Below are 25,023 nucleotides of genomic sequence, written 5' to 3'. Positions count from 1 at the left end.
CCTTAGCACTCTTTCTCAAAGTCAGCATAAGTGGCATTGTTGCCTCAAGCGTTAGGGCACCCGGCACCCGATAAATTCATATATCCACTGTATTTTGAAGTCTGTTTTCCTATAGAAATCTTTGGCTTTCTTGCTTGTATATGAGCTGCTGCCTAGGTCTGACAGACTGCCAATTTGCGTGTTTTGCTCATCGAGGATACTACCTACTTCGCTTGTAAAGACAGTGTTATTAAAAATCCCCATGTCCTTGATGGTATTGGTAAGGACTTTTTTGCCACCTTTGAATTCTGAGACGGCATCGTCTGTTGTCACCTTGGTCAGCGTGACAATGTCTGCGACTTCATCAATCGCCTTGTTAATCGCATCTGAGCTAGTTTTTAACTGCTCTAGCGGTGAATCAAACTTATCCACCATTTGTTGAAGAACATCTGTGTCAATAATGGCAGAGTCGCTGTTTTCACTCACAATACTCTTAAAAGTACTGATAAGGTTATCATAACCTTGCATAATGACATCAAGGCTGTTGACATAATTTGTCAGCAAAGGCACTTGATAGTTATTGATTTTATTATCAATAGCATCTTTGACGTCACCTTTTAGAGCATCAGAATTTGCTGCACTCTTTAGCTTTTCCTTAGCACTTGAAAGTTGGCTTTTTGTCTTACTTATCGAACTTGCGAGGCTAGCTTTTTGCTCCAAAACCTCGCTCATCTTAATCTTCATAAATCTCTCCCAAAATTTAACCGATTTTTTCTAATCATTATAACATAAATTGAAACAGTTTTCAGAAATACAACAAAAAACACCTTTTGAAAAACAGCGGTGCTATTTCTCAAAAGGTATTTTAGTATGTTATTCACTAATGGCGTTACCTGTGTAGAGTTGGTAGTATCGTCCTTTTTGGGCAATTAATTCGTCGTGGTTACCACGTTCGATGATACGTCCTTGTTCAAGTACCATGATACAATCAGCATTGCGAACTGTTGACAAACGGTGAGCAATGACGAAGGTTGTACGACCTTTCATAAGAGCATCCATACCTTCTTGAACATGAACCTCTGTACGCGTATCGATTGATGAGGTTGCTTCATCAAGAATCAATGCAGGTGGATTAGCGACGGCTGCACGCGCAATCGCAAGTAATTGACGTTGACCTTGAGACAAGTTGCTTCCGTCACCAGTTAAAATCGTATCGTAACCATCAGGCAGACGTTTAATAAAGTCATGCGCATTAGCCAATTTTGCAGCATCAATACATTCTTCATCGGTCGCATCCAAACGTCCATAACGAATATTATCCATGACTGTTCCTGTAAAGAGGTGTGTATCTTGAAGTACAATACCTAAACTGCGACGAAGATCTGCTTTTTTGATTTTACGAATGTTGATACCATCGTAATGAATCTTACCTTCTTGAATATCATAGAAACGGTTAATCAAGTTTGTAATGGTTGTCTTACCAGCACCAGTTGACCCAACAAAGGCAATTTTTTGACCAGGTTCCGCAAATAGATTGATATCATGAAGTACCATCTTATCATCGTTATAACCGAAAGTTACATCTGAGAAGGTTACACGACCTTCTTGTTTGTGATAAGTGACACTACCATCCTCATGTGGATGTTTCCATGCCCATGTACCAGTTGCTTCTTCAACTTCTTGAAGATTACCATCAGCATCTTCTTTAGCATTAACCAATTCAACATAACCTTCATCAACTTCTACTTCAGCATCAAGCAGTTTAAAGACACGATTGGCACCAGCCATCGCCATAACTACTGAGTTAATTTGTTGGCTAATTTGCGTGATTGGGTTTGTAAATCCACGGTTCAAAGCAAGGAAAGAAACCAGAGTTCCTAAAGTCAATCCAGCATAACCATGAAGAGCTAAAACAGCACCCAGCATGGCACAAAGAACATAAGATAAGTTACCAATATTAGCAGATACTGGCATCAAGATATTGGCAAAAATATTGGCATTTGTAGCCGAATGACGGAGTTCTTGGTTGAGTTTGCGAAAATCTTCTTTGGCACGTTCTTCGTGGTTAAAGACTTTAACGACTTTTTGACCATCCATCATTTCTTCGATGAAACCATTAACGCGACCGAGGTCATTTTGTTGGTCATGGAAATATTTTGATGATTGCGCAGCGATTTTACGAGCTACATAAAGCAAAACAATAACCATGAAAACTGACAAGGCTGACAATGGCACATTTAGAACTAACATGCTGACAAAAGTTGTCAAAATCGAAAAGCTTGAGTTGACCACTTGCGGGATACTTTGTCCAATCAATTGACGAAGAGTATCAACGTCATTGGTATAGATTGACATGATGTCCCCGTGAGCATGCGTATCAAAGTACTTGATTGGCAAGCTTTCCATGTGCGTAAAGAGGTCAATACGAATACGGCGCATTGTTCCTTGTCCCACATAAACCATCAAACGGTTATAAGTGTAAGTACTTGCTACCCCGATGATTCCAATAATGATTAATTGGAAAATGGCATGTGCTAAACCAGAAAAGTCAGGATTTTTTGCAGCTAAAAGAGGTGTGACATAACTATCAATCAAGGTTTGCATGAACAAACTAAAACGAACCATACAAAGCGCAGCAATTAGAATCAAGACAAAAACAGCCATGAATCGCCATTTATAATTCTTAATCACATAAGCCAAAACGCGTTTTAGTGTGGCTTGTTTGTTCACTTCTTTTTTAGGTTGAGACATTAGTTATTACCTCCTTCCTCATCAAAATCCCCGCTACCTTGTTGTTGAACCTCGTTGATTTCACGGTAAATAGCGTTTGTTTTAAGCAATTCATCGTGACTAGCAAAACCTGAGATTTTACCATCATCAAGGACCAAAATTTTATCAGCGTGTTGCACACTTGAAATACGTTGAGCAATGATGATTTTAGTTGTTCCAGGAATGGTTTCTTCAAATGATTGACGGATATTAGCATCTGTCGCAGTATCTACGGCACTTGTTGAATCATCCAAAATCAAAACTTTTGGTTTTTTCAGCAAAGCACGAGCGATACAAAGACGTTGTTTTTGTCCACCTGAGACATTACTTCCGCCTTGTTCAATCCATGTATTGTATTTGTCAGGGAAGCGTTCGATAAATTCGTCTGCACAAGCTTGGCGACAAGCTTCCATACATTCTTCGTCAGTCGCATTTTCATTCCCCCAACGAAGGTTATCAAGAATAGTTCCTGAGAAAAGGACATTTTTTTGAAGCACTACGGCAACTTGGTCACGAAGAACTTCCAAATCATATTCGCGAACATCGTGTCCACCAACTTTAACTGACCCAGCATCCACATCATAAAGACGAGAAATCAAGTTAGCAAATGATGTCTTACCTGAACCTGTGCCACCAATAACCCCAATGATTTCGCCGGATTTCACACTAAGGTCAATATCAGAAAGAACTTCTTCACCATTACCATGTTTATATGAAAAATGCACATGATCAAAGTCAATGCTTCCATCAGGAACTTCCATCAAAGGATTTTCAGGATTAACGATGTCAGCTTTTTCATTCAAGACTTCAGCAATACGTTCAGCACTTGCTGTACTCATTGAAATCATGACCATAATCATTGACAACATCATTAGTGACATCATCATGGCAAAAATATATGACATCAATGAAGTCAATTCCCCAGTTGTCAAACTACCATCAACGATAAACTGTGCCCCAAACCATGACAAGCAAATAATACATGTAAAGATGATAAACATCATGACTGGCACATTAAAGATGATAATTTTTTCAGCTTTTACAAAAAGACGATAAATATTCTCAGCAGCCTTCGTGAATTTTTTATTTTCATATTTTTCACGTACAAATGCTTTCACCACTCGAATGGCTGAAATATTTTCTTGAACACTCGCGTTCAAATCATCGTATTTACGAAAGACGTAATTGAAAGTTGTCATAGCCTTACGCATGATAAATAAAAGCGCTGCTCCTAAAATCAAAACTGCAGCAAGGAAAATCAAACTCAAGCGACGATCCACCACAAAACACATAATCATACTAACAATGATTGTCAGCGGTGCACGCACAACGATACGAATAATCATTTGATAAGCATTTTGAACATTTGTAACGTCTGTTGTCATACGAGTGACAAGACCAGCTGTACTGTATTTATCAATATTTGAAAAGGCGAAGGTTTGAATATTTTCATACATTCCTTCACGCAAATTAGCGGCAAATCCTGCTGAGGCTTGCGCAGCGAATTTACCAGCCAAGAAACCTGTTGTCAAACCACATGAAGCAAGAACCAACATTAAAATTCCGTACTTCATGGCAACAGCTAAATTCCCAGCTTGTACCCCTTGGTCAATTAACTTAGCAATGACAAAAGGGACTGACATATCGAAGAAAACCTCTAAAGCTGCACACAAAGGAGCTAATAAAGATGGAGCTTTATACTCCTTAACTTGAGCTAAAAGAGTTTTAATCATTCTCGTCACCTCTTTCTACAACATTATAATAAGCTCGTTCGAGCAATGAATGAAATGTTTCTTGATCTTTATCAAAAAAGCCTCTAATGATATCGTCTTCAGACTCTTCCAAGTGACCACAAACCAGCATAATCAAGTCCAAGCCCTTATCAGAAATACGCACTTTCTTGATACGCTTGTCTTTTTCATCCTGACCTGTAATAACTAATTCCTTTTGTTCCAAACGCGAGATAATCCCAGCCATGGTTGGTTGCGACACTTCAAATTCTCTCTCTAATTCCTTATAAGTACAACAATCCTTGTCATCTTTTAAGTACAACAACACCCAAGATTGCATAATAGTAATGTTATAAGGCTTCAAGAAATTATTCATGTTTTGTTCCAAACGATGCGCAATTCGCTTAACAAGCCAACCATATGGAGCATTTTTAGGATTCATAGTTACCTCCGACAATAAAAAAGCAAGTCCCTAAAAAACATCCGTCAGAATTTGTAGACATTTTTTAAAGTTTGCTAAACATTTCATTTTATTCCATTCATTATTATAAAACTTTGAGTCAAAAAGTCAATAGCCTGCTATTGATTTTCAAAAAACTAAAAAATGATATGCAAACTTATCCAAAATTAGCATATTGCCAATCCCAGACAGCTGCATACCATTAAAGAGTTACCCTTCTTTTTCGTGAGATAGTTTCAATCGTTTGTTGCTATAACATAATCCTACCATGGCTAATAGAAAAACAGCTAAGCCAATAATGATAAAACTATAAGCCGAAATACTACTTCTTATCAAAGTCATCACTAAAGTTCCTAATGGCATAAATAGAATCGCTAAAGTATAAATACTTGAAATCACTCGTCCCATATACTCATTAGCGACACGACTTTGAACTTGACTAAAGAAATGAATATTAAAGATAGTTTCAAAAAGATTGTAAAACAACACTCCAGAAAAACTCAAAAAAATAGGCAAACCTGTTAAGGGTGAAATAGCCAAAACAGTTATTCCTAGCCCGCTAAACCCTAATGCCCATAATAATGCTGATATCGTATTAGGAACTCTTTTGGACACTATCGCACCGAAAATAGAACCAACTGCCGATAAACTAAGGAGTGTCGCATAAGCACTCGACATTTTAAAAATACTAGAACTAAAAGGCAATAAATAAGTCAGCATTGCCAAGAAAAGATTTACCGTTGTAGCCATTATCAAAAGAAAAAATATCTCTTTTTGAGCAACAATATATAAAAATCCTTTCCAAATATCTTTAAGAATCTCTCTAGATGTTAAATTCTGTCTGATTTCGTGTCCAACATAGTCAACATGCCTAATCATCAGCAGACAAAGAAAAGAAATCCCAAAAGTCAAACTATCCACAATTAAAGTCCAACGAATCCCCAAATAATGGTAAATAAGAAATCCTAATAGAGGTGAACTCACCTTAATGATTTGAACAGAGGTTTCTAAATACGAATTATAACTAACAAGCTTCTCTTTTTTGACAACCTCAGGAACATAAGCTCGATAAGCTGGGTTAGAAAAAGCATTCGATACAGCAAGCAGCATATTTGCCAGAATCAAACCGTATAACATCAAGCGATTACTAGGAATAAATGCCAAGATTACACACAGCAAAGCACAAAGTCCATCAGTCCAAAGCAAAATCTTGCGACGCCTAAACCTATCTGCAATTGCTCCACCAAATGGATTAAGGATAATAGCAATCACAACTTCGACAATTTGGTAAATTCCCAACATCTTTTGTCCAAAACTGCCCATGGACGCAATCCAACTGCTATTCCCATAATCATATAAAACATCTCCAAGTTTGTTAACTGCCCTACTTGCTAAAAGTTTTAAACTGTTTTTCTCCACTTTCATCCCCCTTAAATCTTTTCCATTATTATAAATGAGATTTTTAAGGGAATAAAAAAATTCCCGAATACGAGAATTTTTTCATTTTAAAACTTTTTCCATATGAGATTGATAGTGTTTCGCGTGATTGATAGCACCAGTCACTTCAAAACAAAAAATGGCATTTTTCATATCATCTATCCCGCTGAAATCACCTTTAGCATATTTTAAGAAGCCCTTTTCGTAGAGAAAAACCGTACGGTGATAAGCATTTCGCTCATTTGACAATAACTTTTCAGCTTCTTTCTCAAAAAAGCTCGCTTCCTCTAATTCCCCACGCTCTGTGCAAATCTCTATCATATTAATCAAGGTGCATTCAACCAAATTTCGATTCGTTGAAATCTCAGAATAATAATCAACTCGTTTCAGAATTTCTCTAACCATGCGACTCATCAAAGGAGTTGGATAAAAGGTGTAAAAATTACCAATTAAGATTAAATCACCAATTTCCCAGTTTTCTTTTTGAAAGAGGTAATCAATCACAAAATCCAAATCCTCTTTTGACATAGTACGAGTGTCGTCGCATTGGCAAATCATGCCTCGAAAGAGAATGATATTAAGCTTTGCTTGGATATCGGTAAAATCTTTTTCAAGTTTCTTTTGTTCCTCTTGAATCATTTTCTCCAAGCCTTGAACATCCTTCTGATAATGGTAAACAGCCATTTGAGACATCAATTTCTTCTGTCCATGTTTTTTGTAGTTATTGGCTCGATTCATGAATTCATCAAGTGAAAGTTGAATGGCTTGCAAGGCTAGAAGAAATTTATTTAGAGAAATATCGGACTCACCTCGTTCAAAACGCGATAGCTGTGAAATGGATAAATCATCGCAGGCTACCTGCTTCAAAGAAAAACCACGATTGATTCGAGATTCTTTAAAGATTGGTCCATAATCTTGCATAAATTCTCCTTTCCCCACTTCAGCATTGCACTCATTAGGTCAATTTCACCCCTCAACTTTTTCGCTGAGTTCTTCCCATTCTAACATGAGGGTTTCTTGTTGTTCAGTTAGTTCATCGAGTTCTTTTTGAAGATCAACAAGTTCTGTTGCGTCATTTGTAGCCAACATGGCTTGATTGATTTCCTCTTCACGCGCTTCAATCTCTTCTAATTGATTTTCGATTTCAGCAATGCGACGTGTGAGCTTACGAAGTTCTTTCTGGTTAGCTTTTTGGGCTTGATAATCATTTGCGGGCGCTTTTTCAACAACCGTAGCTGTCTTTTCTTGTGCTTCTTCAGCTTTCAAGCGTTCCAATTCTTCAAGCTCTGCTTTTTTCTCAAGGTAATAATCATAGTCACCTAGATAAAGTGTTGAACCTTCTTCAGAGATTTCAAGCACTTTCGTTGCCACACGGTTAATGAAATAACGGTCGTGACTGACAAATAAAAGTGTCCCGTCAAAATCAATCAAGGCGTCTTCCAAAACTTCCTTACTGTCGATATCCAAGTGGTTGGTTGGTTCGTCAAGGATAAGGAAGTTATTATTTTGCATTGACAATTTAGCAAGCAATAGTCGAGCGCGCTCACCACCAGAAAGCATACTAACAGATTTCTTAACATCGTCACCAGAGAAGAGAAAGGCTCCCAGGCGATTTCTAATTTCCACTTCTGGTGTTGTTGAAAAATCATTCCATAGCTCATCAAGGACAGTATTGGTACGTGTTAAATTGGATTGTGTTTGGTCATAGTAACCCACTTCAACGTTAGCGCCATAAGTCGATGAGCCTTTAATAAATGGAATCTGACCCACAATTGATTTAATCAAGGTTGATTTTCCGATACCATTTGGTCCAACGATGGCAATGGCATCAAATTTCTTGACATCAATGTTGATTGGTTCTGACAAGATTTGGTCATCATAGCCAATCGCTGCATCTGCTACTGTCAATACAACGTTTCCTGACACTTTATCAGCGTGGAAAGTCATATTAGCTGATTTTTGACCAGCGGTTGGTTTGTCCAAGCGTTCCATTTTTTCCAATTGTTTACGTCGAGCTTGAGCACGTTTTGTCGTTGAGGCACGCACAATGTTACGTTGAACGAAGTCTTCTAACTTAGCAATTTCTTTCGCTTGTTTTTCATAATTTTTGGCTTCGAGCGCTAATTTCTCAGCCTTCAAGTCCATGAATTTTGAGTAATTACCGACATAACGGTCAAGCGAATGTTTTGTCAAATCAAGCGTCACTGTTGCAACTTTATCAAGGAAGTAACGGTCGTGACTGACAATGATCAAAGCGCCTTGATAGTTGACCAAGTAATTTTCAAGCCAAGCAATGGTTTCAATATCCAAATGGTTGGTTGGTTCGTCAAGTACAAGAAGTTCAGGCTTTTCAAGCAACATTTTAGCAAGAGCCAAGCGCGTATTTTGCCCACCAGACAACTCAGAAATCTTCATTTGCCACATCGATTCATCAAATTTGAACCCGTTTAAAATGGCTTTGATTTCTGCCTCGTAAGTGAATCCACCTCTAACACGAAATTCTTCTGATAAACGGTCGTAATCCGACATCAATTTATCAAAAGCATCACCTGTTAGCTCTGCCATTTGCATTTCCATCTTACGAAGACGAGATTCCATGCTACGCACATCATCAAAAACGTGCAACATTTCATCAAAAATGGTATTTTCTGACTCAAAACGGCTATCTTGCGCCAAATATGACAAAATTAAGTCACGTTTTGTATTGATTTCACCTGATGTTGGAGCTTCTTCACCGACTAAAATTTTAAGTAAAGTTGATTTACCAGCACCATTTCGCCCAACAAGCGCAATGCGATCCTTCTCATCAACTTGAATATTAATATTATCAAATAAGACATCGCCCGAAAATGAGCGTTCAATTTTGTTTCCTTGTAAAATAATCATATGTCTATTTTAACAAATCCTCACTCGTTAAACTAGGATAATATCAAAAAATCTGCTCAAATGAGCAGATTTCATTACTATTGATTATAAATCGATTGCACTTTTTGGATATCAACCGTTTGAATGCCGTAGTATGATCCTGAAGACTGCATAACAGATTCTTCATTATCATCGTGGTCAAGCCCAATCGCGTGTCCCAATTCGTGCTCTGCTGTGTAGACGATACGATTATGCGTGTAGCCATAATCATTATCAAGCAAGTAATAGGTATTTAACTTGACGTCCACATGCGTAATCTGATTAGTCAGCGCATTGGTTTCGGTTTCAGCAAGCCCTGCTGCTTTGGAACTGGCATCAGAATATTCTGTCGCCACAATATTAGCAGAACTTTCATCACTCACAAGCGTAAAAGTAAATGCCCCCGTTGCATTCCAAGCATTGATGGCTTCTTCATAAGCATTTACCAAAGTTTTATTGGTCGTTTTAATATAAACTGTCGCTGAATTACTTGACCAACGTGCTCCAGAATAATGCGTGAAATCATCAGTCGATAAATCCTTTAAATTTTTAGCAATATCATCTTTATTATCCTGAAAATATGCTGTCACACTATTAGCAGCATCTAAAATGGAATTTGCTAACTGTGAGCTACTATTATTGGCATAATAAAGCAGACCAAAACACACAATCGCAATCAAAATGATTGTCTTAATAATAGCCCAGAAAAAATTCCAGATAATATTAATAATGAGGCTTGGAATGAAAAAGATAATCTTAAATAGTGTTCTCATACGTACCCTTTCTTTCTAGAATTCTAAGCATTAACAAATTACCTCGGGCTTTAGTATAACAAGCCCAGCTTAAAAAAACAAGAAAAAATAAACATTTCGGTACACTACAAAAAAGAAGCTAGTAAAAAAACTAGCCTCAAAAAAATTAGAATGTCGAAACATTTAAAATGCTCCGCCACCACCTCCTCCGCCTCCGCCAGAGAAGCCACCTGATTCTGATCCACTAGAAGGAACTGAGAAGGACGTTGCAGAACTTGTTGTATAATTTATTGACTCACAATACCTAGCTTGCATACCAATCATATTCCATGTATCTTCATTAACCATCGTTAACTGTTTGTTTACAAATTTTATATCACTATTTTTAAGATATTTTCGAATACGATGAGCATATCCAAATAATGTAGCATAAACCAAAAAATTATCCCATGAAGTTACATTTTCAAGTTTAACCTTATTAAATTTTCCAGCACTTCTGATCATATTTCGAAAGCTATTCCACTCTTGAATATAATCTTTTCCTTTAGCTGTTACAATAGTACCGTTTTTGATTTTTGATATTACTTTATAAACAAAATAAGTTATTAAACCATCAATTACCATCGCTAGACAATAAATTGAAGCATAGTCATCCTCTTTGATAAATAGATAGAACGTACATATAACTAACAATGCTAAAGAAATGAATAATATGTAAAGAGCAATATTCAAGCAGATTTTTAAATTCTGAGGAAGTTCTGTACGAATATTTGGAAGTTTTCTATTTTTTATATCTCTATTAACTTTTATAGAAATAGAGTTAAGTTTTGACTTGAAACGTCTATTATAGTTTTCTGCAAGGCTGTTAAGTTTTCTCTTCCGTTCATCCCCCTTATAGCGTTTTTTATATTTTTTAACTACTTTTTTATCAAATCGATAGCTAGAAAAAAGTGAATGTATATCAACTTCATTCTTATTTCCGAAAGCCATATCTATGACATCACGCTCATAAGCACGTAAAACTATTCCACGATTACGAATCAAGCGTTCACCTTTGACAACAATAGCTTGGCGATTAATTAAATCTACCAAAGTAGCTTGCACTGTCCTGCTAAAACTAAATCTTTTGGGAATAAAACGATATTTTGGAAATAATTGAAATACATCTAAATCATAAACATACTTCAATACCACAAGTGGTGGTAAATCATCTGGTATTTCATAAGTTTTAGAAAAATGATTAGAATAATTATTCTTATTAATAACTACCATTACTGTAACAAACATAATTATGGCAATCGTTGCCAAAATACCACTAAATACTATAGAAAAATGGTGTAATAAAGCTATTAAAAAAAAATTAACTTTATTAATTCTATTTTCTTGATTAAGAATAGCAGATTTTCGTTTCTTAGGTATTACTTTAGATCCGCTGATAATAGACTTATTCCAATATCCGTGAATCTCTAGTTTTCCGCTAATATTTTTAGCTGATATCTGATATCCATTTGAGATTTTTCTAACATTAGCTGACTTTAGATATCCCCTATGAGCCCAAAGCTGACTATCTGAAACTGTTTTATCTGTTAGAACTTTAAAAGAAACATTATTCAATACTACATTCCAATCACTGATTGGAACCCAGTTTAATTCTGCAACATCTTGATAAGCAAAAAATAAATTACGTAACTTCCAGTGAACTTTGACAACCACAGTATCACCTACTACACCTGAGTTATATATTTTTAGTTGATATCCATTATTAATCTTTTTAATATCAGATGTTACCGTACAATATTCATAGTCAGTTTCAACACTAACCTTGGGTTGACTATCAACTTTAAATCCTGTTGGCATATGCCCTGCTTCACCTAAAGTTACAATCTGTCCATTATAATCCGAAGTAAAGTTATATGTAATCGTCTGATAGAAATCAGCTGTATTATCTTGGTGTATTTTTAATACACCATCATAATTGTTTATGCTGTACTCCACATCATCCGCATAACTTGTTACTCCTACAAACGATAGGATAACAAATAAACATAAAAATATTTTTTTCACTATCTCCTATTTCCTCCCATATTCGATATTTTATCACAATAAAAACAGTTTTTGAATAAGAAAAAGCCCCCTCGACTATGTCGAGGAAAGCTTTTTCAACTATATTATTGAAATAATATCTTTTTTATCTCACTTCCATAACGACTGGTAAAATCGCTGGGCGGCGTTTGGTTTGGTCAAAGAGGAATTTAGCCACTTCATCGCGGACAGCTCCTTTTAGTTCACCCCAGTCAAAACTATCTTGTTCCAAGTAGTTTTCAACGGTTTGGTTAACCAATTCAGCTGATTCACGAAGAATATCACGGCTCTTCTTAACATAAACAAATCCGCGTGTGTGAATTTTTGCTTTTGATACAATTTTCTTTTCGCGTTTATTAACAGTCAAGGCAACGATGAAGATACCATCTTCTGACAAGACTTTGCGGTCACGAAGAACGATGTTTCCAACATCACCGATAGCATTACCATCAATCATGACATCGCCTGCTGGTACGCTACCTTCATGGTTAAAACCATTTTTACCAAGAACCATAACATCACCACGTTTCACGATGTAGATGTTTTCAGGGTACATTCCCACTTCTTGTGCCAATTCAGCGTGAGCTGCTAAATTACGGTACTCACCTTGAACTGGGAAAAGGTATTTCGGTTGAAGAAGGTTAAGCATCAACTGCAAATCACGTCCATTGGCATGACCTGAGACATTAAGTGTCTTCGTAATAAGGTTAACCGTACCACCAGCTTTGTAAATAAGGTTTTCAACACGCGCAACCGCTGCTTCTTTTGAAAGACTTGGTGTTGTAACGATGTAAACCAAATCACCATCTTTAATTTGAACATAACGGTGACGACCAAGTGCCATTTTATGTAGACCATTGATTGGTTCACCCATACGACCAGCTTCAAGAATAATTAATTCATGGTCTTCGTATTTGTGCATGTCTTTTGGTTTGATGATTAATTTTTCATCAACCAAACGAAGACGTTTCATACGAATCGCTGTGCGAACAATGTTTTCAGCGTCAAAACCAGTCAAGACCACACGACGACCGTATTCAGCAGCTGAGTCAAAGACTTGTTGGATACGCACTAGGTTTGAGGCTACCGCAGCAATGATAACGCGACCTTCAGCGTCAGCAATAGCGCTATCCATTTCAGCAGCAACTTCTGCTTCGCTTGCTGTCATGACGTGGCTTGTAGCATTTGCAGAATCAGAAAGAAGGGCAAGTACTCCTTCACGTCCAATTTCAGTCAAACGTCCCAAGTCAGTGCGGTAATATTTACGCGCAGCTTGGTCAAACTTAAAGTCACCTGTGTAGACGATATTTCCTTTATCGGTACCAACTACAATCCCTAAACTTTCAGGAACTGAGTGAGTTGTTTTGAAGAATGAAATTGTCGCATCCGCAAATTCGATTTCAGTTTCAGCGTCGATAACGTGGAAATTATTGAATTTCTTAACGTTGTTATTTTTCTTAACAAAGAGCTTCGCTAACTCAATAGTAAGTGGTGAACCAAAGACTGGCGCTTTGAATTCTTGCAAAATATAAGGCAAAGCTCCGATAGCATCGGCGTGCCCGTGTGTCAAGAAAATCCCTTGCACACGTTTTTTGTTTTCAATTAGATAATCAAGGTTTGGAATGACTTCATCCACACCAAGTTGCTCATTTTCAGGATACTTCAGTCCAGCATCCAAAACGAAAATTGAGTCATTAACTTCTACCACATAGAGGTTTTTCGCATTTTCACGAACCCCACCTAGGGCAATAATTTTAATATCGCTCATGACGATGTTTTCTCCTCTTTTTTATTTTTTATACGTGCAAATTAATTGCTTATGAATTTTACTAACGGTCCTTGCCTCCAAAAAGGTTAGCAAGTCGAATTACAGCAATTTAATTGTAACATATTTTCAGAAGATTTTCTTCTTTATGATTTGGAAAAGTCACTCAAGGCACAAAAAAACGCCCGAGGGCGTTTCATTTTATTCAAATAATTGATAGTAATCAGCGATTGCCATTTGGGCTTTTTCATCTTGGTTGAGGTCTTTGATGATTTTTCCGTCTTTCATGACAATCAAGCGATTACCGTATTTCAAAGCATCTTCCATGTGGTGTGTAATCATGAGTGCTGTCAAGTGGTCACCCGTTACAAATTCATCTGTTAAATTCATTAATGACACACTCGTTTTAGGGTCAAGGGCTGCCGTATGTTCATCAAGTAGCAACAATTCTGGGCGTTTTAGTGTTGCCATCAAAAGGCTAAGAGCTTGACGTTGCCCACCTGATAAAAGACCAGTCGGCGTATCCAAATGTTTTTCAAGCCCGTTACCTGTTCGTGCCACCAATTTCTTAAATTCATCTGTAAAACTGTGAATTTTTCGTGGCAAAAGGCCACGTTTTTCACCACGGTATTTGGCAATCAAAAGATTTTCTGCCACCGTCATACGCGGTGCTGTCCCCATTTTAGGATCTTGGAAGACACGCGCAAGGTAATTAGCACGTTTTTCAGCAGGCAGATGCGTCACATCTTTTCCAAGGATTGAAATGCTTCCGCTAGTTAACATCAAAGTCCCAGCAATCACATTGAAAAGAGTTGATTTACCAGCACCATTCCCACCTAAAATCGTTAAAAAGTCGTGTTCATAAATGGTCAAATTCACATCGTCAAGGATTGTTTTGACCTCATCAAGACCATTATTAACTTGAACTGTTGCATTTTTTAATTCGACAATTTTTTTCATCGTGATAAGGTCACTCCTTTAAAGAATTTATTTTTAAGAACAGGAACCATAAGACAAATAGCTAAGACAATGGCACTGAATAATTTGAGGTAGTTGGTATTGAAACCAAGGGCAATCACACCTGTGATTAAGAATTGGTACAAAATTGACCCAACCACGATAGCAATCAAACGTTCAAGTAGTGTCAAACCAGTTGAGTAAAGCACCTCACCGATAATGATACTTGCAAGACCGATTACAATAACACCAATCCCTTTTGAAACATCAGCGTAGCCGTCTTGTTGACTAACAAGCGCACCTGACAAAGCAATCAAACCATTTGAAATGGTAAGTCCCATAACTTCCATACGGTCAGTATTGATTCCAAAGCTCTTTGCCATATCACGGTTATCACCAGTTGCGATGTAAGCTTGACCAAGACGTGTGTATAGAAAGAAAATCAACACTGAAATGACGATTACCACTGCCAAAAGACCGATTACCAAAAGATTTGTACTATCAGCAAATGGAAGCAAGGCTTGCAAAGGTTTGATATTTAGCAAACCAAGGTTGGCGCGTTTCATAACCATAAGCATGACAGAGTTACATGACGTCATTACCAAAATCCCTGCTAAAAGCGTTGGAATTTTTCCTTTAGTATAAAGAAGACCAGTAACAAGACCAGCTAAACAACCCGCAAGCATACCTGCCAAAGTAGCTAACAAAGGATGTGTTCCGTGATTCATCAAAGTAACAGCTACTGCTCCACCAAGAGGGAAAGAACCCTCAGTCGTCATATCTGGAAAATTAAGAATTCGGAAAGTCAGGTAAATTCCTAAACCAAGAATCCCCCACAAAAGTCCTTGTGAAACTGACGAAATAATCATATGATGTTTTCTCCTTCTCTCCTAATTTTCATCTGCTTTGACAGCTACTGTTGCTTTTGACAACATGCTATCTGGAATTGTAATGCCAAGTTCTTGAGCTTCTTTTAAGTTAAGGGTTGGGGTACCAGTATTAACGATGTTAACTGGGACGTCTGATACTTTTTTACCAGCAAGTAATTTAACAGCAATTTTTGCTGTTTCAACCCCTAAATCATATTGACTTTGAGCGACTGAAGCGATGCTTCCTTGTTCAACCATGGTGTCCACACATGAATAAACTGGAATCTTAGCAGCGTTTGCTGAGTTAACAACAGTTGAAAAAGCTGAGGCAATGGTATTATCTTGTGGAACAAAAACAGCATCGACTTTACCAGTCATGACAGACATGGTTGTTTTAATTTCGTTGGTTGATGGGACAGCGTACTCGATTACATTGATACCAGCTGCTTTAGCGTATTTTTTAAATTCAGCCACTTGAGATACGGAATTATCTTCGCTGCTAGCATACAAGACTCCGATTGTTTTAGCGTTTGGTGTAATTTCTTGAATCATCTCAACCGTTTGTTTAATTGGCACTTGGTTAGAAACTCCTGTTACGTTTCCTTCCGGTTTTTTCAAATTCTTAACCAATTTTGCTCCGACTGGGTCTGAAATAGCTCCCATCACAACTGGAATGTCTTTGGTTGCTGAAGCTAGTCCTTGAGCAGCTGGTGTTGCAATCCCAATAACCACGTCATTTTTAGCATGAACCAATTGTTTACTCATGGTTTGGATTTTACTTTGGTCACCTTCGGCATTTAAAACGGTAATCTTAGCATTTGCTTTGTCGTAGCCAGCATCAGCTAAGCCTTCTTCAATCCCTCTTTCGATTTCATCAAGAGCATCGTGGGTAACATATTGTAAAATACCGATTTTAATATCTCCATTTTTTGCTGACTCATTTTTAGTCTGGTCATAAATCATTGAACCAGCTACTAAAATGACAAGGGCAATAAGTGTTCCAATAAGTGCTTTATTTTTCATATTTTTCTCCGTTGAACAATCTAATTTATTTAATACCTTATTTTCAATTTGATGAGTCAACTAAAAAGAAAAGCGTCTAGTAATTGCTTACTACACGCTTTTTTATCTTTTAACTAAGATTAGCGCATAGATACTTTTTAGAAGTACTCCAAAAGTCGTATCTATGCAACAACATAAACACAACTTTTACATACGCCAACTTTGCCAACTTGTAAGAGTTTGTGTCATGTTCATATCTTAGCTTCCTCCTGTGTTTTTTAATAATTATAACCTAAATTCTGAAAATTTCAAGTTCTTTTCGAAATTTTCTTATTTTTATTCAAAACACTTATTTGCCATGCTCAAACTTTAGCTTAAATGCTTGATAAAACTTCTAATAACCTTTGGAAGAGTGTGATAAGAATAAGGTTTGTAGAGTCTTTCTTTCCAAGTATGAGCTCCAATACCATAAACGCCCAAGTCAAGAGCTGGAATGTCAAACTTTCTGATGGTATCAACTGGCAAAGGATAAATCGCATCCATCAGAGGAAAATTCGCTTTTAGTTTTTCAATGTCTTCTGGACTTTCTCGCATCGCAAGATAACTAGAATCACTTAAAAATGGGAAAAATCGTCGTTTCACAAAATGTTCTTCAGGAAATTCTGCCATCATTTTTTCAAGCGCTTGGTCAACATCACTGTCTTTGTCAGTATAATTGTGGGGACAAAATGGCGGCGCTAAAAAGACGACCACTTTTGCATCATCAGACTGTGTTTTTGCCTCAAGGTAGTCAATTAAATCAAAACCAACTTCTCGTTTGTCAAAATCTCCGACAGTTTCAAAGAACTCCCTAATCAAGGCTTGGCTATCAAAACCTTTTTTCTCCAAAACATCTAGGTACTGCGCAAAAGTCATCACAGTAATGTCATGCGAAATCTGGCTATGAATATGACTTCTCTCCGAATAAATCTTAAATCGTTCTTGATAATGTCTTGAAACCTCATGGACAGCCTCACGACTGGCTTCCATTAAGGTGTGCAAAATGGTATCTGCACTTTTTTCATATAAGAAAGTATTGAAGTAAAGATTGGCACGCTTGTTGGTTTGGACATTATAAAAATCCTTACAATCTCGTTGTAAAAGCACAGAACTTGGCAAAATATCTTCATTGTCAATTTTTTCAACTAAATCAAGGTTGGTATTTATTTTAAGATTAATCGCACTGGAAATCATCGTGGCATCAATGCCCATCAAACAACTGCCAACATGCGTTTCTCTCCCTTTAATGTAAAAACATGTCAGCATTTTTCCAGCTGCGCCCGTGTAGATATATTTCTTATCATCACCGTCATATGATGGCGAAATAAAATCTGTATTGATAGCCACTTTAAAATCATAGCCAGCTTTACGTAAACGTAAAAGTTCACTTGAGGCTTGAATAGCACCCGTATGGTCATTTTCCTCAACACAATTGGTCATCACAAGTAAATTACAGGGAAGTTCATCCATGTGTTCCATGTAATAGAAAAGTGTTGCAATATTGACCGCATCGCCCGATTTCATGTCAAGAATACCTCGTCCAAAGAGCCAATCACCTGATTTAGCATGCTCTTGAACGACTGGGTCATCGTCATATTCTTTAAAAAAGTCTAGCAGAGCATCTGGATCATTTGCGATTGTCTTTAGTGAACCATAATCCTCTATACCTACGGTGTCCATGTGCGAATGTAGAATGACAGTCTTAGCTGTTCCTGATTTTTTGAGCAGCGCAAAATTATTTTTTCGCTTCAAGGAGTCGTTGTCCAAAACCTGCTGCCAAAGGTCTTCTGGGTGAGCTTTAAAATAAGGTGCTGACTGCAATAACTCATAAATGGCATCTGCCAGTTTGACCTCGCCTGCTGTGCCATTTACCGAAAGAATGGACACCAAATATTTAGCGATTACTTCGATGCGCTCTGGCAAACTGTAGGCTTGAATCGTTTCAAATTTCATGATGATACTCCTTTAAGATGGCAACTGCATTTTTAACCGTTTGAACTTGCAAGGTATTCAGACTTTCTTGACTATAAAAGGCTGAATGCGGCGTTAGAATAACATTCTCACGTCCAAGCAAAGGATTGTTAGTCAGGTCTGGATTTTCACTTTCTAAAACATCCAAGCCAGCACCAATCACTTTTCCCTCATCAAGTGCTTCTACCAAGGCTGCTTCGTCAACCAGACTCCCACGCGCCACATTGATAAAAAGCACCGGCTTCTTCAATTTCTTAAAGAACTCACGATTAAAGAAATGCTCATTTGCCGAGTTAGCAAATAAATGTAAGCTAATCACGTCAGCTTCTGCTTGGATAGTCTCAACCGAGACCAATTTGACCCCAATTTCTTCTGCCACTTCTTCTGGCAAAAAAGGATCGTAGGCAATCACTGACATGCCAAAACTTTTCGCACGTTTTGCCACTGCTTGGCCAATTCGACCAAGCCCAAAAATCGCCAAAGTTTGCGAGGACAAACGCTTCACTTCACCAGCTTTTTGATAACTCCAAAAACCAGCTTCAATGTATTTACGATGAATAAAGAGTTTTTGATTTAGTGCTAGTAATAGAGCAATCGTGTGGTTGGCAACGTCTTCAGTCGAATAAGCTCCTAAATTTCGAATAGCAATGCCTAACTTCTCAGCATACTCACAGTCAATGGTATTTGTTCCCGTAGCATTAACCGCAATACCTTTCAAATCTGGAAATTTTGCCAGAATATTTTCCTTCAAGGGAAGAAAGGCTGTCAAAAGAACATCCACACCAGACATTCGCTCGATGAATTCATCCTCATTGATATAAGGGTAAACAGAAATTTCGCTATCGGCAGGTAAAAGTTCCTTTAAAAGGTTAACTTCGATACTCAAATCACGCTCCGCCAAAACATTTGGATAATCAGAAATTAACACTTTTAACATGATCTTTCTCCTTTAAAATAGCATCTACCTCACTGACTAGACGGTGCATTTCTTGCTTGGTTCCAATTGTGATACGAACATAATCTTTAACCTCTGCTATGTCATAACGACGAACCAAAATATGACGCTCACGCAATTTCTCATACAATTCCTCTCCTGAAATCACAGGTGAAGAGGCATAGACAAAGTTTGTCTTACTGTTTAAAACCTTGAAACCTAAAATTCGCAAAGCTGATGTCAAGAAATCACGATTTTCGATAATTTCCTTAACATGTCTTTCAAAATGAAATTCATCTTCAAGACTTGCTAGAGCAACTTCTTCTTGTAGCAAACTCACATTGAATGGATTAACCGTCATTTTTAAATCTTCCATATCTTTGATAAGTTCTTTACAAGCAACCGCGTAACCAATACGACCGCCGGCTAATTGACGCGATTTGGAAAAAGTACGAACCACAATGAGATTTGAAAATTCTTCAACCAAGGAAATCGCTGATTGCGAAGCTCCACCAAAATCAATATAAGCTTCATCAACAATCACCAATCGCTCAAGATTCGAGGCAAGCAACTTCTTGATAGCTGACAAAGGTTTTAAAAATCCTGTTGGGGCATCTGGATTCACCACTAAAACAGCGTGGGGAAGTTTTTCATAATCTGATAAATCAACGCGTAAATCTTTTGTCAAAGGCACTTCTAACGCATCATACCCAAAGGTGTCAGCATAGCCTTTATAAAAAGGATAAGTCACTTTCGGAAAAGCAAGTTTATCGCCTCGTTCAAAAAATGTTCTAAAGATTAAATCTAAAACATCATCTGCTCCTGTTCCAACAATGATGTTTGTTTTATCCAAAGAATGCAAATCAGCCAATTTTTGACGTAATTTGTGCTGACAAGGATCGTTGTAATAATTTAAATTCTGAGCATTTTTCAAAACCTCTAAAACACGAGGGCTAGGCTCTTGTGAACTTTCATTGGCATTTAATTTAAGGTAATCATCTCCAAGTTGTTCACCAGGTTTGTAAGCGACAATAGTTTCAAATGATTTAGCTAAAAATGTTGACATAACAAACTTTCTAAATTGTTTTTTACGTGGCAATCCACATCTACAAATGATAATTAAAAGTGATTAATAACGTTCAAGCGGGAAAGTCATGCAATGCACGCCACCACCTGCTTTCAATAACTCCGTCATATCGACCTCTATGACTTCCATGCCTTCACTGCGAAGTGCTTCGTTAATAAAAATATTTTGTTTTAAACTCATCACACGATTATCTCCTAAAGCTTCAACGTTATAACCATGTTTAAAAATCATGTCTTGCGTTCCAGAAATAATCTTAATGCCTTTTTCTTTGACCAAGGTAACAAAATCTTCTGGCAATCCAGCTTCATAAGCAATAGCAAGTTTCGGTGCCACTAAGTTAAAGCACATATCCAGATGAAGATAGTCTGGATTTGCCTTAACAGCATAGACCTTGTAACCATATGGTTCTAATTGCTTACGAATTTCATCAACACCTGTGAGATTGGTGCGATCAATCACCCCAATCGCTAATGTCTTCTCATCAATAAATGCAAAATCACCCCCTTCAAAGTAACCTTCAGTAACTTCAGCAATTTTTGGAATGCCAAGCCCCGCCATAATATCTTCGTAATGACGACGTTCCTCAAAACGAATAGGCTTTTTAAAACGCCCTAAGATATATCCTTCCTTAACATCACCTCCAAAATCTCTAGCAAAAACTGCATTTGGCATTTTTTTACCAGAAGTGACCTGGACCACTTCCACGCCATTATCCTGGTAAGCTTTGACCACAGCGCCGTACTCTTGCATCATTTTGTCGTGGTCTAATGGCTCTGTGTACTGCTCTGAAATGACGTTAATCGGCGCAGCATTTACCAAAAAATCTGGTCGACACATTAACACTTTTCGTAAACGGCTGGTTCCATCAATTACTGCCATAAGAATCTCCTCCTACTCATTTTCTCCCGTATTTTTTTGTGCTAAAGCACTATAGGTTTTCATCCATTTATCAAAGCTACCATCTTTTTTATCTTGCTCAATCAATTTATCCACGTAAGCCTTGAGCGATTGATTGCCTTTAGTTAATGCCATAGCTGTCTCAGTTGTCCCTGGTAAATCAATGTCAGCATAAGTCAATTCACTGTTACTTGCGATATATTGGTCAGCTACCGTATCATCTGCAACCACAGCATCCACTTTACCTTGTGCTAAATTCAAAAACGCATCTGGCAAACTTGATAAGGCAACTATCTGCTTAGGTTTGATGTCCTCTTTGACCACATCTTCTTGCGTAGTTGATTTTTGTACTGCAATCGAACTTTGTGCTAAATCAGCAATCGCAGTGTACTGAGGAGCTGAATCTTTACGAACAACAACTTTATTGATTTGCTTAACGTAGTTTTGTGTAAAATCGACCGACTTTTCACGTTCTTTTGTTTTTGTCATCCCGGCAATGGCGATATCAGCATTTCCTGACGTGATAGTTCCTAGAATCGAATCAAAATTCATATTTTTAACCACTAATTTCACCTGCAATTTATTTGCTAATTGCTTGGCAAAAGCTAAGTCAACTCCAACAGCTTTCTTGTGACCTGATGACAAATCGTAAAACTCATAAGGAGCGTAGCCAATGTTAGTTGCAACAACCAGCTGTCCAGAATTCTGAATCTTCTCGATGCTTCCAGCAGCCGTGTTTATTTCCCTATGATTAAGAGCAAAAGCCCCGACAATCATTACTATAAAAGCTGCTGTCACTAGCAAACTCTTCCAGCTAGCTTTAATAGTTTGCACCAGCTCATCCCATTTATCACGCAAAGTTAATTCGTCTGCACTGCGATTCATCTTTCTTTCATAATGTGCAACGATACGTGTGGTTGAAAAAGTAAAAACCAAATAAACAATCCCAACAGCAATCACCGCTTGAAAAGGTTTATAAGAAATCCCCTGAATAGTGCTTGCTGTAAACATCAAATCAGCAACCCCAATTACCGATGCTTGCGAACTTGACTTAATGTTATTCGCAAATTCATTTCCCAAAGTTGGCAAAATATTTTTAAACGCCTGCGGGATAATCACATACCGATAAGCTTGAAATTTATTAAAGCCAATACTTCTAGCCCCTTCAAATTGTCCTGAATCTACCGCTTGAATCCCAGACCGATAAATCTCAGCAACAAAGACCGATTCCCCAACCGTTAAACCCGTTAAGGCTGCAATCAAACGGTCTAAATCAACACCAAAAAGCGTACTTTTAGGAATATTTAGCCCCAGCATGGGCAAACCATAAAAGAAGAGTGACAAAATGACTAGCATCGGCAAACCACGAATCACTTCAATGTAAAGTTTTGTCAATCCACTAATCAAAAGATTGTCACTCATCCTAGCTGCAGTGACAACACCCCCTAAAATCAGGGCTAAAACCATGGAAACCACCGACAAAAAGACTGTCATCAGGGCACCATCTAAAATAAATCCACCATAACTTTCCAGAAACCCACCAAACATAACTCTCTCCTAGACCTAACTTATAAAATTTGCTTCAAAAAACTTGCCACACGTTGATTTGGATAAGAACGATTCACCTCTTCAGGTAGCATGTCTGCGATTAACTCACCATTTTCAAGAAATACAATACGATCTGCCACTTCTTTTGCAAAACCAATCTCGTGTGTCACAATAATCATTGTCGTACCACTTTTAGCAATAGCTTTCATCACCTGCAAAACCTCACCAACCATCTCAGGATCAAGCGCTGAAGTCGGCTCATCAAATAAAATAATGTCAGGTTGCATTGCCAAAGCTCTTGCTATAGCAACACGTTGTTTCTGACCGCCAGACAGATTTTCAGGATAAACATCTTTCTTATCAAGCAAGCCAACTGCCATCAGCAAGCGAAAAACAATTTCATCCACCTCTTCGCTGCTTTTCCGGTGTAATTTTTCTGGACCAATACCAATATTTTTAGCAATGGTCATGTTATTAAAAAGGTTAAAGTGTTGAAAGACCATATTGACATGTTCTCGTAGCAAATTGTCATTCATATTCATGTCATAAATGTTTTTCCCCATAACCGCAATTTCACCACCGTCAACCTTTTCCAATTTATTAATCGTTCGAATCAAGGTTGATTTTCCACTTCCAGATGGTCCAATCAAAACCACAACCTCACCTTTTTTAACAGACAGGTTGATGTTTTTTAGAACTTCTTGCTTACCATAACTTTTTCGAATGCCCTTCATTTCAATCATATACTTCGCTGTCAAATCGAAAGTCGCCAACTCCTCTTCCAAAGCCACCATACTGCAGACCTCTTTCTTAATTGATGTCAATATTTTATAATTTTCAGAATTTTATTTCAATAGTTTATGTAAGGTTTTATAACATATGTGTGGATTTTTTCTATTTTTTTATGATTTTATTGATTATTTTCTTTATTTTCGAATCCTTGTTTATAACTTTTATTTATGATAAAATCAGAAATATGAAATCTAGTTATAAATTATCTATTTTTGACTTCAAATTAATCAAAGACATTTATGAAACACAGAGTTTCTCTGAAGCTGCTAAGCTTAATAATATCAGTCAACCAGCTGTTTCTAAGCGTGTAAAAGAAATTAACAGCAATTTATGTGAGGTTTTCTTACGTAAAAATAAAAAAATCTCCCTGACACCTAAGGGAAAAGACATTTATCAATTTGCCAATCAGACTTTGCTTGCTTTTAACAGCCTGCTTGATAATCTGGACTCTACCTTTGAGCAAAGTATCATTCTTGGTTCTGATACCTCTTATCTCAAGACCTATTTGTCAACCATTCAAAAATATTTGCCAGAAAACCGTAAACTCAATGTCCAAACTTACAGTAATTCCCATCAGATTTTTCAAGCGCTTTTGGATGACCAAATCGATCTTGGAATTATGTCAGGTAGCTACACCCAAAAAGGTGTGCTCAAACTTCCACTTCGCTCTGATAAATTGATGATTGTCGGGCAAAGAGAGCTCATCGAAAAATTTGACAAGGGTGAAGAATCACTTTTCTTACTCTATCACATGACCAGCAGCTACCATAATTTCTTAAAAGAATTTATCAAGATTAATCAGCTGCCAACCCAACACCATATTTCTATCGATAACCTCTCACTTATCGAACACGAAGTGCTTAAAGGTACTGGCATTACCATTGTCAGTCAAGACATCGCTGAACGTCTGCTTGAAAATCCAAATATCATTTCAAGCTCTAAAAAGCTAAAAGACATTTTCATCAAGACCTATGCCATCGTCAAAATGGAAAATAAACATTACCAAGACCTTCTAGCAATCATTCAAAAATTAAAAAAATCGTAAGGGG

General features: G+C 37.4%; 20 protein-coding genes. 1 reads left to right on the top strand and 19 read right to left on the bottom strand.

Annotation, left to right across the window (positions count from 1 at the left end):
• Nucleotides 1-51: 51 nt before the first annotated feature.
• From BMX18_RS05010 to BMX18_RS04920, 19 genes are all read right to left on the bottom strand, one after another.
• Nucleotides 52-723, bottom strand: a complete 672-nt coding sequence (locus BMX18_RS05010) for an LXG domain-containing protein (protein WP_257609223.1) — start codon at nt 721-723, stop codon at nt 52-54.
• Nucleotides 724-852: 129 nt separating this feature from the next.
• Nucleotides 853-2,730 carry an ABC transporter ATP-binding protein gene (locus tag BMX18_RS05005; protein ID WP_074868994.1) on the bottom strand — a complete coding sequence of 626 codons (1,878 nt, stop codon included), beginning with the start codon at nt 2,728-2,730 and terminating at the stop codon, nt 853-855.
• Nucleotides 2,730-4,481, bottom strand: coding sequence for an ABC transporter ATP-binding protein (locus tag BMX18_RS05000; protein WP_074868999.1), 1,752 nt, complete (start codon nt 4,479-4,481; stop codon nt 2,730-2,732). The genes BMX18_RS05005 and BMX18_RS05000 overlap by 1 nt, the downstream gene beginning before the upstream one ends.
• The gene (locus tag BMX18_RS04995) at nt 4,474-4,920 is read right to left on the bottom strand and encodes a MarR family winged helix-turn-helix transcriptional regulator (protein WP_074482029.1); all 447 of its coding nucleotides are present in this window, start codon (nt 4,918-4,920) and stop codon (nt 4,474-4,476) included. Before BMX18_RS04995 ends, BMX18_RS05000 begins: the two co-directional genes overlap by 8 nt.
• A 228-nt stretch (nt 4,921-5,148) precedes the next feature.
• Entirely contained in the window at nt 5,149-6,357 is a 1,209-nt protein-coding gene (locus BMX18_RS04990; RefSeq protein WP_093815401.1) for an MFS transporter, read from the bottom strand.
• Between the two features lie 81 nt (nt 6,358-6,438).
• On the bottom strand, nt 6,439-7,296 hold the full coding sequence (locus BMX18_RS04985) for an Rgg/GadR/MutR family transcriptional regulator (protein WP_093815399.1): 858 nt from the start codon (nt 7,294-7,296) through the stop codon (nt 6,439-6,441).
• 45 nt (nt 7,297-7,341) lie between these two features.
• Nucleotides 7,342-9,261, bottom strand: a complete 1,920-nt coding sequence (abc-f, locus tag BMX18_RS04980; protein ID WP_093815397.1) for a ribosomal protection-like ABC-F family protein — start codon at nt 9,259-9,261, stop codon at nt 7,342-7,344.
• A 77-nt stretch (nt 9,262-9,338) separates the two neighbouring features.
• Complete coding sequence (locus BMX18_RS04975) at nt 9,339-10,052, bottom strand: matrixin family metalloprotease (protein WP_074559748.1); 714 nt, start codon at nt 10,050-10,052, stop codon at nt 9,339-9,341.
• 162 nt (nt 10,053-10,214) lie between these two features.
• Entirely contained in the window at nt 10,215-12,095 is a 1,881-nt protein-coding gene (locus BMX18_RS04970; RefSeq protein ID WP_180366624.1) for a DUF2207 family protein, read from the bottom strand.
• Between the two features lie 124 nt (nt 12,096-12,219).
• Nucleotides 12,220-13,881 (bottom strand): ribonuclease J, encoded by a 1,662-nt coding sequence (locus BMX18_RS04965; protein WP_074869010.1) that lies wholly within the window; start codon nt 13,879-13,881, stop codon nt 12,220-12,222.
• A gap of 198 nt (nt 13,882-14,079) precedes the next feature.
• A complete protein-coding gene (locus BMX18_RS04960; protein WP_093815393.1) occupies nt 14,080-14,838 on the bottom strand; it encodes an ABC transporter ATP-binding protein in 759 nt (252 codons plus the stop codon).
• On the bottom strand, nt 14,835-15,704 hold the full coding sequence (locus BMX18_RS04955) for an ABC transporter permease (protein ID WP_074869015.1): 870 nt from the start codon (nt 15,702-15,704) through the stop codon (nt 14,835-14,837). Before BMX18_RS04955 ends, BMX18_RS04960 begins: the two co-directional genes overlap by 4 nt.
• 21 nt (nt 15,705-15,725) lie before the next feature.
• The gene (gene trpX, locus BMX18_RS04950; protein ID WP_074869018.1) at nt 15,726-16,727 is read right to left on the bottom strand and encodes a tryptophan ABC transporter substrate-binding protein; all 1,002 of its coding nucleotides are present in this window, start codon (nt 16,725-16,727) and stop codon (nt 15,726-15,728) included.
• A gap of 348 nt (nt 16,728-17,075) precedes the next feature.
• Entirely contained in the window at nt 17,076-18,698 is a 1,623-nt protein-coding gene (locus BMX18_RS04945; RefSeq protein ID WP_093815391.1) for a zinc-binding metallopeptidase family protein, read from the bottom strand.
• The gene (locus tag BMX18_RS04940) at nt 18,688-19,653 is read right to left on the bottom strand and encodes an NAD(P)-dependent oxidoreductase (protein ID WP_093815389.1); all 966 of its coding nucleotides are present in this window, start codon (nt 19,651-19,653) and stop codon (nt 18,688-18,690) included. The genes BMX18_RS04945 and BMX18_RS04940 overlap by 11 nt, the downstream gene beginning before the upstream one ends.
• Nucleotides 19,631-20,716, bottom strand: a complete 1,086-nt coding sequence (gene hisC, locus BMX18_RS04935) for a histidinol-phosphate transaminase (RefSeq protein WP_093815387.1) — start codon at nt 20,714-20,716, stop codon at nt 19,631-19,633. The genes BMX18_RS04940 and hisC overlap by 23 nt, the downstream gene beginning before the upstream one ends.
• A gap of 63 nt (nt 20,717-20,779) precedes the next feature.
• Entirely contained in the window at nt 20,780-21,616 is an 837-nt protein-coding gene (locus tag BMX18_RS04930) for a dimethylarginine dimethylaminohydrolase family protein (protein ID WP_093815385.1), read from the bottom strand.
• 12 nt (nt 21,617-21,628) lie between these two features.
• Nucleotides 21,629-23,182: an ABC transporter permease subunit gene (locus BMX18_RS04925; protein ID WP_093815383.1), complete on the bottom strand. Its 1,554-nt coding sequence runs from the start codon at nt 23,180-23,182 to the stop codon at nt 21,629-21,631.
• A gap of 20 nt (nt 23,183-23,202) precedes the next feature.
• On the bottom strand, nt 23,203-23,940 hold the full coding sequence (locus tag BMX18_RS04920) for an amino acid ABC transporter ATP-binding protein (RefSeq protein WP_374057265.1): 738 nt from the start codon (nt 23,938-23,940) through the stop codon (nt 23,203-23,205).
• A 218-nt stretch (nt 23,941-24,158) separates the two neighbouring features.
• Here BMX18_RS04920 and BMX18_RS04915 point away from each other — a divergent pair, with 218 nt between their 5' ends.
• Nucleotides 24,159-25,019, top strand: a complete 861-nt coding sequence (locus tag BMX18_RS04915; protein WP_093815380.1) for a LysR family transcriptional regulator — start codon at nt 24,159-24,161, stop codon at nt 25,017-25,019.
• Nucleotides 25,020-25,023: the final 4 nt, after the last annotated feature.

This window comes from Streptococcus sp. 45 (assembly GCF_900108865.1).
Lineage (GTDB): Bacteria > Bacillota > Bacilli > Lactobacillales > Streptococcaceae > Streptococcus > Streptococcus ruminicola.
Note: the sequence above shows the minus strand (reverse complement) of the source record. Positions and strands in the feature narration are given on the sequence as shown.

Bases quoted from the DNA above. Each gene is read 5' to 3' on its own strand.
- BMX18_RS05010 (WP_257609223.1), bottom strand. From the start codon at position 723: ATGAAGATTAAGATGAGCGAGGTTTTGGAGCAAAAAGCTAGCCTCGCA.
- BMX18_RS05005 (WP_074868994.1), bottom strand. From the start codon at position 2,730: ATGTCTCAACCTAAAAAAGAAGTGAACAAACAAGCCACACTAAAACGC.
- BMX18_RS05000 (WP_074868999.1), bottom strand. From the start codon at position 4,481: ATGATTAAAACTCTTTTAGCTCAAGTTAAGGAGTATAAAGCTCCATCT.
- BMX18_RS04995 (WP_074482029.1), bottom strand. From the start codon at position 4,920: ATGAATCCTAAAAATGCTCCATATGGTTGGCTTGTTAAGCGAATTGCG.
- BMX18_RS04985 (WP_093815399.1), bottom strand. From the start codon at position 7,296: ATGCAAGATTATGGACCAATCTTTAAAGAATCTCGAATCAATCGTGGT.
- abc-f (WP_093815397.1), bottom strand. From the start codon at position 9,261: ATGATTATTTTACAAGGAAACAAAATTGAACGCTCATTTTCGGGCGAT.
- BMX18_RS04975 (WP_074559748.1), bottom strand. From the start codon at position 10,052: ATGAGAACACTATTTAAGATTATCTTTTTCATTCCAAGCCTCATTATT.
- BMX18_RS04965 (WP_074869010.1), bottom strand. From the start codon at position 13,881: ATGAGCGATATTAAAATTATTGCCCTAGGTGGGGTTCGTGAAAATGCG.
- BMX18_RS04960 (WP_093815393.1), bottom strand. From the start codon at position 14,838: ATGAAAAAAATTGTCGAATTAAAAAATGCAACAGTTCAAGTTAATAAT.
- BMX18_RS04955 (WP_074869015.1), bottom strand. From the start codon at position 15,704: ATGATTATTTCGTCAGTTTCACAAGGACTTTTGTGGGGGATTCTTGGT.
- trpX (WP_074869018.1), bottom strand. From the start codon at position 16,727: ATGAAAAATAAAGCACTTATTGGAACACTTATTGCCCTTGTCATTTTA.
- BMX18_RS04945 (WP_093815391.1), bottom strand. From the start codon at position 18,698: ATGAAATTTGAAACGATTCAAGCCTACAGTTTGCCAGAGCGCATCGAA.
- BMX18_RS04940 (WP_093815389.1), bottom strand. From the start codon at position 19,653: ATGTTAAAAGTGTTAATTTCTGATTATCCAAATGTTTTGGCGGAGCGT.
- hisC (WP_093815387.1), bottom strand. From the start codon at position 20,716: ATGTCAACATTTTTAGCTAAATCATTTGAAACTATTGTCGCTTACAAA.
- BMX18_RS04930 (WP_093815385.1), bottom strand. From the start codon at position 21,616: ATGGCAGTAATTGATGGAACCAGCCGTTTACGAAAAGTGTTAATGTGT.
- BMX18_RS04925 (WP_093815383.1), bottom strand. From the start codon at position 23,182: ATGTTTGGTGGGTTTCTGGAAAGTTATGGTGGATTTATTTTAGATGGT.
- BMX18_RS04915 (WP_093815380.1), top strand. From the start codon at position 24,159: ATGAAATCTAGTTATAAATTATCTATTTTTGACTTCAAATTAATCAAA.